This is a genomic window from Catellatospora paridis, assembly GCF_009720365.1.
In the GTDB taxonomy this organism is placed as follows: Bacteria; Actinomycetota; Actinomycetes; order Mycobacteriales; family Micromonosporaceae; genus Catellatospora; species Catellatospora paridis.
The window spans coordinates 95,575-107,638 of sequence record NZ_ML769320.1 but is presented as its reverse complement, the minus strand read 5'-3'; the positions used below and the strand labels follow the sequence as shown (position 1 = coordinate 107,638).

The window sequence follows — 12,064 nt, the reverse complement described above, 5'->3', positions numbered from 1 at the left end:
AAGGGTGCCGCCCCGGTGGAACAGAGCGCCGGTTACTGCTTCACGAAGGCGCGGGTGAAGGCGGGGTAGCCGAAGATGCTGTCGATGTAGACGCCACCGACCTTGGAGCCCTGCATCACGAACATGACGTCGGCGTACAGCGGAACCGCCGGGGCGAGCTCCTTCATGATCCGCTCGTCCAGCTTGGCCCACTCGGGCGCCTGGGCGGCCGGGTCGAGGGCCAGCACGCGGTCGAACTCGGCGTTGATCGCGTCATTGTTGATGTACGACGTGTTGCTGTTGCCCTCGGCCTTGATGGTGCGGCCGTCGAAGAGCACCGGCAGGAGCGCGGCGCCGCTCGGCCAGTCCGCCGCCCAGGAGTCCAGGTACAGGTCCCAGGGGTTGTTCTTCTTCTTGGTCTCGTCCAGCTTGCTGTCCGCCGGGATGACCTTGATGGTGATCTTGAAGCCGGCCTTCTCCAGGTTGTTCTTCACCTGGGTGCCGAGCTCCTGGGCACCCGAGTCGTCGCCGATGACCAGCACCAGCTCGGGGGTCTTGCCCGCCAGCGTGGACTTGGCCTTCTCGATGTCGGCCGGGTAGGCGTCGAACTTCTTGAAGCCGAGCGTCGACGGCGGCATCAGGGTGGTCAGTGCGGCCACCTTCAGGTCGCCGCCGGCGGCCTTGACCATGCCGGGACGGTCGATGGCGTAGTTGAGCGCCTGGCGGACCGACAGGTCGGCCACCCGCTGCGTGTTGATGGACAGGCGCCACGCACTCGGGGTGGGCTCGCGCAGGGTACGGCCCATCAGCGCGGCGTCACCGGCGACCTTGGCCACCAGCGAGGAGTCGACGCCGTTCCAGCCGAGCGTGGCCTGGTCCTCGGCGCCGTCGGCGATGAGGCGGTTGGTCTGCGCCTCGGCGTTCGGGCCGAACTTGTAGACGAACTTGTCCGGGTACGCGTTGCGCACCGGGTCGGTGTTGGCGTCCCAGTGCTCGTTGCGCTCGAACAGCATCTCCACGCCGACCGTGTTCTTGACCAGCTTGTACGGGCCGGACGAGAACGGCTTGTTGTCCAGCTCGACGCCGGTGTCCTTGGCGGGCGGCAGCGGCGCGGTGGCCGGCAGCGAGGCCGCGAAGGGCAGGTCGCAGTGCGCCTTGGCGAACTCGAAGCGCAGCGTCTTGGCGTCCGGGGTGGTCAGGCCCGGGGGCAGCGAGGTCTTGTTGGCCTTGAAGTCCCACTTGGTGTCGAAGGCCGCGTCGTTGGCCAGCCACTCCTGGATGTAGGTCGGGCCGCCGGACAGGTCGGGGTCGAACGAGCGGGCGATGCCGTACGCGACCTCCTTGGAGGTGATCGCGGTGCCGTCCTCGAACTTCACCCCGTCCTTGATCTTGAATTCCCAGACCTTGCAGTCCTTGTTGACGTTGACGCCCGGCGTCTCCGCGAGGTCGCCGACGAGGGTCACGTTGCCCTTGCCGTCGTCCTTCCACGTGGTCAGGAAGCGGGCGTAGAGCGGGGCGGTGTTGAGGCCCACGAACGAGTAGACCCGCTGGGGGTCCATGTGCGAGATCTTCGTCTGGCGGATCACGGTGAACGTGCCGCCCTTGGCCGCGCCCTCGACCGCCTTCGCCGGACCCATCGAGTCCTTGGGGTCGGTCGCGATCGCACCGGAGGCCACGCGGTCGGTGTCGACGTCGCTGTCGGTGTTCTTGTTCTCGCTGCACGCGCCCAGGGCCACGGTCAGCGCGAGCACGCCTCCCGCTGCCAGTATCGCTCTGGATCTCATATTCACTCCCGTGCCGGTGGTGTGAAGGAAACTTACGAAATGTGTAGCAGTGATTGATGGATTTCGCCATACCCTTCGATACGGCGGCCGGACGCGCTAACTGAGCCGCACCCGCGGGTCGATGACCGCGTACAGCAGGTCGACCACGATGTTGGCGACGACGATGAAGACCGCCGAGACGAGCACGGTCGCCATGATCGTCGGAAGGTCGCCGAGACGCACCGCCTCCACGGCGGTGCGGCCCAGCCCCTGGATGCCGAAGGTCGTCTCGGTGATGACGGTGCCGCCGAGCGCGCCGCCGACGTCCAGCCCGGCGATGGTGACGATCGGGGTGATCGCGGCGCGCAGCGCGTGCCGCCCGTACGCCCGCGATTTGCTCAGGCCCTTGGCCCGTGCGGTGCGCACGAAGTCCTCGGCCAGGGTCTCCAGCATCTGCGCCCGCGACAGCCGGGCGTAGACCGCGGAGAACAGGAAGGCCAGCGCCACCCAGGCCAGCACCAGCCCGCTCGCCCAGTCCAGCGGGTCGTCCCACAGCGAGGTGTAGTGCGGCACCGGCAGGATCTTCAGGGTGTACACGAAGATGATCATCAGCATGCCGCCGACGAAGTAGAGCTGCATGGACGCGCCGGTCAGCGAGAAGCCGATGGCCAGCCGGTCGAAGACGGTGCCACGCCGCAGCGCCGAGATCATGCCCAGGCCGATGCCCAGCCCCAGCCACAGCACCGCTGCCGGAATGACGATGCTCAGGGTCACCGGCAGCACCCGCGCGAAGATGTCGGAGACCTCTTCGCTGCTGGTGTACGAGTAGCCCAGGCACGGCGCGTCGCAGTAGCCGCCCTGCGCGCTGCCCAGGTCCCGGCCCACGAAGATGCCCTTGATGTAGCCGGTGTACTGGTCGATCAGCGGGTCCTTCAGACCCAGCTCGACACGCACCCGCTCCAGCCGCTCGGGGTTGCAGTTCTTCACGCACATGGTGGCCACCGCATCGCGCGGCAGCATGAAGAACATGCCGAACGCGACCAGGCTCACGGCGAACATCGTCAGCGTGCCGAGCAGCAGGCGCTTGATCAGGAATCGCAGCATCTCGTACCTCCTACCGGGACGACTTGGGGTCGAGTGCGTCGCGCAGTCCGTCGCCGAACAGGTTGAACGCCAGCACCAGCAGGAAGATCGCCACGCCCGGGAAGATGAGGTACGCCGGGTCGGTCTGCGCGTAGCTCAGGCTCTTGTTGATCATCACGCCGAAGTCCGGGGTCGGGTCGACCACGCCGATGCCCAGGAAGGACAGCGCCGCCTCACCGGTGATGTAGCCGGGCACCGCCAGCGAGAACGACACCAGGATCGGCGCCCACAGGTTCGGCAGCAGCTGCCGGAACAGGATGTGGAACAGGCCGGCGCCGCTGGCCCTGGCCGCTTCGACGAACTCCCGCTCGCGCAGCGAGATCACCTGACCGCGCACCAGCCGGGCCGTGCCGGTCCAGCCGAACAGCGCGAACAGGAAGATCATCACTCCGATGCGGAACGGCACCGGGATCTCGTCGCGCGGTCCGTAGAAGCGCGCGGTCACCGTCGGCATGATCGCCAGCGCGAAGATGAGGAACGGCAGCGCCAGCGCGAAGTCGATGACCCAGCTGATCACCGCGTCGATCCAGCCGCCCAGGTAACCCGACACGATGCCCAGCACGATGCCCAGGGCCGTGGTCAGCAGCGCAGCCGAGGTCGCAATGAACAGCGAGGTGCGCAGGCCGTACACCAGCCGGATGAAGATGTCGCGGCCGAGCTGGGGCTCCAGGCCGAACCAGTGCTCGCCGGAGACCCCGCCGAAGTAGCCCAGCGGCAGGCTGTTGTTGGCGATCTTGTCCTGGAACTGCTCGAACGGGCTGATGCCGTAGACCAGCTCGACCAGCGGTGCGGCCATGCCGAGCACGATGAAGAACACCATGATCCAGGCACTCACCATGGCGGTGCGGTTGGCCCGGAGCCGGGCCCAGGCCAGCCGGCCGGGTGAGCGGCCCACCATGCCGGGCTGCGGCGCGGTCGGCACCGCGGTCGCGTCCACGCCCGTGGCGTCCGTCTCGATCTGCGACAGGCTCATGCCTTCTCCTCGCTGCGCTCGTCGGCGGCATCGAGGACGTTCATGACTCGCTCGCTGCGCTCGCTCATGCGGCCACCTCGCTCACATGCTCGGATACGACGCCCACCGGTTCGGGGAAGTGACAGGCCACCTGCTGCCCACTGCCCTCCCGGGCGACCAGCGGCGGCTCCTCGCTCGCGCACACGTCCTGGGCCTTCCAGCAGCGAGTGCGGAAGCGGCAGCCCGACGGCGGGTTCAGCGGGGTCGGCACGTCACCCGTCAGCCGGATGCGCTGGCGCTGCTCGCCGAACGCGGTCACGTCGGGCACCGCCGACAGCAGCGCCTTGGTGTACGGGTGGCGCGGCCGCTCGTAGATGTCGGCCCGGTCCCCGATCTCGACGACCTTGCCCAGGTACATGACGGCGACGCGGCGGCTGAAGTGGCGCACGATCGCCAGGTCGTGCGCGATGAACACGAACGCCAGGTCCAGCTCCCGCTGCAGATCCCGGAGCAGGTTCACGACCTGCGCCTGGATCGACACGTCCAGCGCCGACACCGGCTCGTCCGCGACGATCAGCTTGGGGCGCAGCGCGAGCGCCCGCGCGATGCCGATGCGCTGGCGCTGGCCGCCGGAGAACTCGTGCGGGAAGCGGTTGTAGTGCTCGGGGTTGAGCCCGACCAGCTCCAGCAGCTCCTGCACGCGCGCCTTCACGCCGCCCGCCGGCTTGATGCCGTTGACCTCCAGCGGCATCGCCACGATCTTGCCGACGGTGTGCCGGGGGTTCAGCGAGGAGTACGGGTCCTGGAAGATGATCTGCAGGTCCTGCCGCAGCGGGCGCATCGCCCGGCGGCCCAGCGTGGTGATGTCCCGCCCCTGGAACTCGATGCTGCCCGCGGTCGGCTCCAGCAGGCGCACCAGCATCCGGCCGGTCGTGGTCTTGCCGCAGCCTGACTCCCCGACCAGGCCCAGCGTCTCGCCCGCGTGCACGTCGAAGTCGAGCCCGTCGACGGCGCGCACCGCGGCCTTCGCCCCGATCGCGCCCTGGCGTACGGCGAAGTGCTTGGTCAGCCCCCGCACCCTCAGCAAGGCTTCGGTCACGTCGTCACCTCGCTGCGCTCGGCTCCGTCGTTGCTGACGTTGCCCTCGGTCCGCTCACTGCGTTCGCTCACTGGGCCACCCCCACGTGCGCGATCTCGTCGGTATAGGTGTCGATGCGCTGCTGCTCGGGCAGGTGGCAGGCGACCCGGTGGCCGTCGGCCTGCACCGCGAGCAGCTGCGGCACCTGGCCCGCACAGGGCTCGGGCTTCATCGCGTACGCGCAGCGCGGATGGAACGCGCAGCCGGCAGGCACGTTGATGAGGCTCGGCGGGTTGCCCTTGATCGGCTTGAGGTCGACCTCGGGGTCGCCGTGCAGGCTCGGAATGCTGGCCAGCAGTCCCCACGTGTACGGGTGCTGCGGCCCGCGCATCACCTGCGCCACCGTGCCGTGCTCGACGGCCCGGCCGCCGTACATGACCAGCACCTCGTCGGCGACCTGGCTGACCACGCCCAGGTCATGGGTGATCAGGATGATCGCGCTGTGGAACTCGCGCTGCAGGTCGGCGAGCAGGTCGAGGATCTGCGCCTGCACGGTGACGTCGAGCGCGGTGGTCGGCTCGTCCGCGATGAGCAGCGCCGGGTCGTTCATCAGCGACATCGCGATCATCACGCGCTGGCGCATGCCGCCGGAGAACTCGTGCGGGTACTGGCCGAAGCGCCGGTCCGGCTGCGGGATGCCCACCCGGTCGAGCATGTCCAGCGCGCGCTGCTTGGCCTGCGCTTTCGACGCGTCCGAGTGGTGCGTGCGGTAGGCCTCCACGAGCTGGCGGCCGACCGTGTAGAACGGGTGCAGCGCCGACAGCGGGTCCTGGAAGATCATGGCGACGTCGCGGCCGCGCAGCTTGCGCATCTCACCGTCGGACAGCCCGACCAGCTCCCGGCCGCCCAGCTTGATCGCGCCGGAGATCTTGGTGCGGGCCGGATCGTGCAGGCCCATCACCGCTAGACTCGTCACGCTCTTGCCCGAGCCGGACTCGCCGACGATGCCGAGCGTCCGCCCTCTATGGAGGCCGAAGCTCACCCCGTCCACCGCACGGACCTCGCCGTCCGCGGTGCTGAAACGCACCCGCAGGTCGTCGACCTGCAGATACGGGGGGCTTGCAGCATCGTGCGTCATTGCCGCTCCCGTCCCAGCCGATGAAGAAAACTTTCATACTCGTCGGCCAAAAGGTAACGGACCCCGGCGTGTCGTCACCAGACGCGCTACGTAACAACTGGCTAACACCAGCGGATTGATCGTTCGAATTGCCTGGCAAACGGGCGAAAGAGCGCCCATGATTCCCCCGATTGCCAGGCAAGTCCGACGATCACGCCGCGTGGGCGCCGGATCGGTCATTCGCGGGCTAGGGTGGCGATCATGAGCTTTTTCGACGTCGCGGAGGCGGCGGTGGCGGCGGCGCTGGACGCGGGCGCGCGCTACGCAGACGCGCGGGTGATGCACAAGCGATACGAGTCCATGGAGGCCCGCAACGGCGAGGTCGAGGAGCTGAACTCGGACGAGTCCGCGGGCATCGGCGTACGCGCGCTCGTCGGCTCCAGCTGGGGCTTCTACGCCGTGCCGGACCTGTCCGACAGCGCCGCCCGGCTGGCCGGGGCACGTGCCACGGCCATCGCCAAGGCCAGCGCGCGGGTCGCCGGGCCGGGCGTGGACCTGGTGCCGACCACGGTCAGCACCGCCACCTGGGCCAGCGAGTGCCGCCTCGACCCGCTCGCGGTGCCGCTGTCCGACAAGGGCGACCTGCTCACCCACGCCACCAAGACGATGGTCGAGCACGGCGCGGACCAGGCCACCGGCGTCTACCAGATCTGGGACACCCGCAAGTGGTTCGTCTCCAGCGAGGGCCACCGCATCGACCAGCACGTACGCGAGTGCGGCGCGGGCATCCAGGCCACCGCGATCGGCGCGGGCGAGACCCAGGTGCGCTCCTACCCCGCCGCCCGCGGCCAGTACGGCACCCGCGGCTGGGAGCTGGTCCAGGGCCTGGACCTGCTCGCCCACGCGCCGCGCCTGGCCGAGGAGTCGCGGCAGCTGCTGACCGCGCCGCTGTGCCCGAGCGGGGAGACCGCGCTGATCCTCGGCGGCGAGCAGCTGTTCCTGCAGATCCACGAGTCCGTCGGGCACGCCATCGAGCTGGACCGGATCCTCGGCTGGGAGGCCGCCTTCGCGGGCACGTCCTGGCTGGACCTGTCCCAGCTGGGCTCGCTGCGCTACGGCTCGGAGCTGATGAACGTCACCATCGACCCGACCCTGCCCGGCGCGCTGGGCAGCTTCGGCTTCGACGACGAGGGCACCCCGGCGGCCAAGCGGTACGCGGTCAAGGACGGGATCTGGGTCGGCGTGCTGGCCGGGCGGGACTCGGCGGCGCTGGCCGGGCTCGACTACGGCGGCAGCGTGCGGGCCGACGGCTGGGCCCGGCTGCCCATGGTGCGGATGACCAACGTCGGCCTCGAACCCGGCCCGCACACCCTGGAGCAGATCATCGCCGAGACCGACGACGGCGTGTTCATGGAGCACAACCGCTCATGGTCCATCGACGACAAGCGGCTCAACTTCCAGTTCGGCTGCGAGATCGCGTACGAGGTGAAGAACGGGAAGAAGGGCCGGATGCTGCGCAATCCCACGTATACCGGGATCGGGCCGAAGTTCTGGCAGTCGATGGACATGCTGTCCAGCGAGATCGAGTACTGGGGCACGCCGAACTGCGGCAAGGGCCAACCGACGCAGGTCGGGCACACCGGCCACCCGTCCGCCCCGGCCCGGTTCCAGAACGTTCGGGTGGGGGTGCGGGCATGAGCGAGCGCAGCGAGCGAATCACGGGCCATCAGACGCATGCCGGTGACGAGCGAAGCGAGGAGCGGGCATGAACGTGTCGCAGACGGCTGAGCAGGTGCTGGACCTCGCGGTGCGGGCGCTGCCCGGGGCCGAGGTCGACGTCACCGCCGACGCCGTGCACCGGGCGCTGACCCGGTTCGCGAACTCGCGCATCCACCAGAACGTCGCCGAGGACACCGTCAGCGTGCGGCTGCGCGCGCACCTGGACGGCCGCACCGTCACCACCACCACGACGCTGACCAGCCCGGAAGGGCTGACCTCGCTGGTGGCGCGCACCGCCGCCGCGGTGCGCTCGGCTCCCCGCGATCCGGGCTGGCCGGGCCTGGCCCCGGCGGCGCCGCTCGCCCTGCCCGGCGTCGTCGACGAGGCGACCCGGAACGCCTCGCCCGACGACCGGGCGGCCCGCGTGCGGGACTTCGTCGACGCGGCGGGCGGCCTGGAGACGGCCGGCTACTGCCAGACCGGCCACTGGTCCGGCGCGTACCGCAACTCCGCGGGCCAGGCCCTGGCCGCGCAGGCCACGACCGCGGAGTTGGACGGCATCGCGCGCGACGCCGGTGCGGACGGGGTGGCCCGCCGCTCCAGCGTGCGCCTGTCCGACCTGGACGGCACGGCGCTGGGCACGCGCGCCGCGGGCAAGGCCCGGGCGCTGGCCGACCCGGTGGAACTGCCGCCCGACCGGTACGAGGTGGTCCTCGAACCCGAGGCGGTCGCCGACCTGCTCACCAACTTCGCCCTGTTCGGCTTCAACGCCAAGGCCGTCCAGGAGCGGCGCTCGTTCGCCGAGCTGGGCGTGGCCCAGTTCGACGAGGCGATCAGCCTGTACGACGACCCGCGGGAGCCCTTCGACGGCGAGGGCACCCCGCGCACCCGGCTCGCCCTGGTCGAGAAGGGCGTCACCGCGGCGCTCGCGCACGACCGGCGCACCGCGGCGGTGGCCGGGGCCGTCTCGACCGGCCACGGGGGCAGCGCGGCCTGGGGTCCGCTCCTCAACAACCTCGGGTTCGCGCCCGGCGGCAGCAGCACCGAGGAGATGATCTCGCGGATCGAGCGCGGCCTGCTGATCACCGACCTCTGGTACACCCGCGTGCTCGACCCGCGCACGCTGGCGCTGACCGGCCTGACCCGCAACGGCGTCTGGCTGATCGAGGGCGGCGAGGTGACCCGGCCGGTGCGCAACATGCGCTTCACCCAGCTCTACCCGCAGGCCCTCGGGCCGGGCGCGGTGCTCGGCGTCGGCGCGGAGGCGGTGCCGCAGCCGTCGCGGGTGTTCCTCGGCGCGTGGACCGCCCCGGCCCTGCACCTGGCCTCCTGGAACATCACCGGCAACGCCAGCGGCTGACGGCCGCCCTTGATCGCTCGACTTGCCCGGCGCCTGTGCGTATCTTGCGTCCGCACTCGCCCACCTGCCCGGCAAGTCGAGCGATCTTGGAATTACTGCTGGTGGTGACCCTCGACAAGGGAACGATGCGACACATCACAGTGTCCCGAGTCACATGATCGACATCTTTCGGCGTAACGTGTCCGTGATTGATCCACGCACGTGTTCCCACGACTGCGTATCTCAGGGAGCGACGAAGATGACGACGACGGCAACGAGGCCGGCCGGCGCGAAACCGCGCGCCGCGATCGAGGCCAAGACGTTGCGCACCGACCGCTGGTGGCTCGCACCGGTGCTGACGGTCATTGGTCTCACCGCCTGGGTCGCGTACGCGACGTTCCGGGTGTTCATGCAGAAGTTGTACTGGGTCGACGCGTACCACTACCTGACCCCGTTCTACTCCCCCTGCGTCTCCAAGGGCTGCTACCCGGCCGCCGCCGAGTTCGGACGGTTCATCCCGGACAACCCGCTGATCCCGTTCGCGGCGCTGTCCCTGCCGTTCCTGCTGCTCTTCCGGCTGACCTGCTACTACTACCGCAAGGCGTACTACCGGTCGTTCTGGCTGTCGCCGCCCGCCTGCGCCGTCCCCGACGGCCACGCGAAGTACTCGGGCGAGACCCGCTTCCCGCTGATCTTCCAGAACGCGCACCGGTACGCCTTCTACGCCGCGGTGCTGATCTCGCTCATCAACACCTGGGACGCCGTGCTGGCCATGCACTCCCCGAGCGGCTTCGGGTTCGGCCTGGGCAACGTGATCCTGTGGATCAACGTGATCATGCTGTGGGCGTACACCGCCTCCTGCCACTCCTGCCGGCACATCATCGGCGGCCGGCTCAAGCACTTCTCCAAGCACCCGGTGCGCTACAAGCTCTGGAGCTGGGTCTCGGTGCTGAACACCCGGCACATGGGACTGGCCTGGATCACGCTGGCGACGCTGGCGCTCACCGACTTCTACATCATGGGTCTCGCCGCCGGCTGGTGGTCCGACCTGCGGTTCATCGGCTGAGCCGGGATAGGTGGCACAAAAATGATCAACATTGAGAAGCACTGGTACGACGTCGTCGTGATCGGCGCCGGCGGCGCGGGTCTGCGCGCCGCGATCGAGGCACGGCTGGCCGGCAAGAAGGTCGCCATCATCTCGAAGTCGCTGTTCGGCAAGGCCCACACGGTCATGGCCGAGGGCGGCGCGGCGGCCGCGATGGGCAACGTCAACTCGAACGACAACTGGATGGTCCACTTCCGCGACACCATGCGGGGCGGCAAGTTCCTGAACAACTACCGGATGGCCGAGCTGCACGCCAAGGAGGCGCCGGAGCGGATCTGGGAGCTGGAGACCTACGGCGCGCTCTTCGACCGGACCAAGGACGGCAAGATCTCGCAGCGCAACTTCGGCGGCCACGAGTACCCGCGCCTGGCCCACGTCGGCGACCGCACCGGCCTGGAGCTGATCCGCACCCTGCAGCAGAAGATCGTGTCGCTGCAGCAGGAGGACAAGGCCCAGCACGGCGACTACCAGGCGCGGCTGCGCGTGTTCGCCGAGTGCACCATCACCGAGCTGCTGCTCGACGAGACCGGCGGGATCAAGCGGATCGCGGGCGCGTTCGGCTACCACCGCGAGTCCGGCGAGTTCGTGCTGTTCGAGGCCCCCGCCGTCGTGCTGGCCACGGGCGGCGTCGGCCGCTCCTACAAGGTCACCTCGAACTCGTGGGAGTACACCGGTGACGGCCACGCGCTGGCGCTGCGCGCCGGGGCGAAGCTGATCAACATGGAGTTCCTGCAGTTCCACCCGACCGGCATGGTGTGGCCGCCGTCGGTGCGGGGCATCCTGGTCACCGAATCGGTGCGCGGCGACGGCGGCGTCCTCAAGAACTCCGAGGGCAAGCGCTTCATGTTCGAGTACGTCCCGGACGTGTTCCGCAAGCAGTACGCGGAGACGCCCGAGGAGGGCGACCGCTGGTACACCGACCCGGACAACAACCGGCGTCCCCCCGAGCTGCTGCCCCGCGACGAGGTGGCCCGCGCCATCAACTCCGAGGTCAAGGCCGGTCGTGGCACCAAGGCCGGCGGCGTCTACCTCGACATCGCCTCGCGCCGCCCCGCCGCGGAGATCCTCAAGAAGCTGCCGTCCATGTACCACCAGTTCAAGGAACTGGCCGACGTGGACATCACGACGCAGCCCATGGAGGTCGGCCCGACCTGCCACTACGTGATGGGCGGCGTCGAGGTCGACCCGGACACCGCGTCCGCGGGCGTGCTCGGCCTGTACGCGGCCGGCGAAGTGTCCGGCGGCATGCACGGCTCCAACCGCCTCGGCGGCAACTCCCTGTCCGACCTGCTGGTCTTCGGCAAGCGCGCGGGCGAGTACGCGGCCAGCTACACCGACACCCTGGGCAAGCGCCCCAAGGTCGACGACAAGCAGGTCGCGGCCGCGGTCGAGGAGGCGCTCACGCCCCTGGCCCGGGACGGCGGCGAGAACCCGTACACCCTGCAGAGCGATCTTCAGGACGTGATGGGCGACCTGGTCGGCATCATCCGCCGCAAGGGCGAGCTGCAGGAGTCCCTGTCGCGCCTGTCCGAGCTGCGTGAACGCATCCGCAAGGTCGGCGCGGCCGGCGGCCGCCGCTACAACCCGGGCTGGCACCTCGCCCTCGACCTGCGCAACATGCTGGTCGTGTCGGAGTGCACCGCGAAGGCGGCACTGGAGCGCGAGGAGTCGCGCGGCGGCCACACCCGCGAGGACTTCCCGAAGATGGACGCCAAGTGGCGGCAGGTCAACCTCGTCTGTGCGCTGACCCCCGACGGCGACGTGGACCTCACCCACCAGCCGATCCCCACGATGACCCCCGACCTGCTCGCCCTGTTCGACAAGTCCGAGCTGGCCAAGTACATGACCGACAAGGAGCTGTCATGAGTG

9 protein-coding genes are annotated in these 12,064 nt (G+C 69.5%); 4 read left to right on the top strand and 5 right to left on the bottom strand.

Translation table 11 applies throughout. The annotated features are described in order from the left end of the window. Positions 1–32: 32 nt before the first annotated feature. The 5 genes from F9C41_RS23055 to F9C41_RS23035 form a co-directional block, all read right to left on the bottom strand. Positions 33–1,763, bottom strand: a complete 1,731-nt coding sequence (locus tag F9C41_RS23055; RefSeq protein WP_155388906.1) for an ABC transporter substrate-binding protein — start codon at positions 1,761–1,763, stop codon at positions 33–35. A gap of 96 nt (positions 1,764–1,859) precedes the next feature. Beyond that, positions 1,860–2,846 carry an ABC transporter permease gene (locus F9C41_RS23050; RefSeq protein ID WP_155388905.1) on the bottom strand — a complete coding sequence of 329 codons (987 nt, stop codon included), beginning with the start codon at positions 2,844–2,846 and terminating at the stop codon, positions 1,860–1,862. Between the two features lie 10 nt (positions 2,847–2,856). Beyond that, the gene (locus F9C41_RS23045; protein ID WP_155388904.1) at positions 2,857–3,858 is read right to left on the bottom strand and encodes an ABC transporter permease; all 1,002 of its coding nucleotides are present in this window, start codon (positions 3,856–3,858) and stop codon (positions 2,857–2,859) included. 64 nt (positions 3,859–3,922) lie between these two features. Further along, a complete protein-coding gene (locus tag F9C41_RS23040; RefSeq protein WP_155388903.1) occupies positions 3,923–4,936 on the bottom strand; it encodes an ABC transporter ATP-binding protein in 1,014 nt (337 codons plus the stop codon). A 67-nt stretch (positions 4,937–5,003) separates the two neighbouring features. After that, a complete protein-coding gene (locus F9C41_RS23035) occupies positions 5,004–6,053 on the bottom strand; it encodes an ABC transporter ATP-binding protein (protein ID WP_155388902.1) in 1,050 nt (349 codons plus the stop codon). Positions 6,054–6,293: 240 nt separating this feature from the next. Between F9C41_RS23035 and F9C41_RS23030 the strand changes: the two genes are divergently transcribed. The 4 genes from F9C41_RS23030 (at position 6,294) to F9C41_RS23015 (ending at position 12,061) form a co-directional block, all read left to right on the top strand. After that, a complete protein-coding gene (locus F9C41_RS23030; protein WP_155388901.1) occupies positions 6,294–7,730 on the top strand; it encodes a TldD/PmbA family protein in 1,437 nt (478 codons plus the stop codon). A gap of 67 nt (positions 7,731–7,797) precedes the next feature. Then, a complete protein-coding gene (locus F9C41_RS23025) occupies positions 7,798–9,111 on the top strand; it encodes a TldD/PmbA family protein (RefSeq protein ID WP_155388900.1) in 1,314 nt (437 codons plus the stop codon). A gap of 238 nt (positions 9,112–9,349) precedes the next feature. Then, positions 9,350–10,156: a hypothetical protein gene (locus F9C41_RS23020; RefSeq protein ID WP_155388899.1), complete on the top strand. Its 807-nt coding sequence runs from the start codon at positions 9,350–9,352 to the stop codon at positions 10,154–10,156. Between the two features lie 21 nt (positions 10,157–10,177). Beyond that, positions 10,178–12,061 carry a fumarate reductase/succinate dehydrogenase flavoprotein subunit gene (locus F9C41_RS23015; RefSeq protein WP_155388898.1) on the top strand — a complete coding sequence of 628 codons (1,884 nt, stop codon included), beginning with the start codon at positions 10,178–10,180 and terminating at the stop codon, positions 12,059–12,061. Positions 12,062–12,064: the final 3 nt, after the last annotated feature.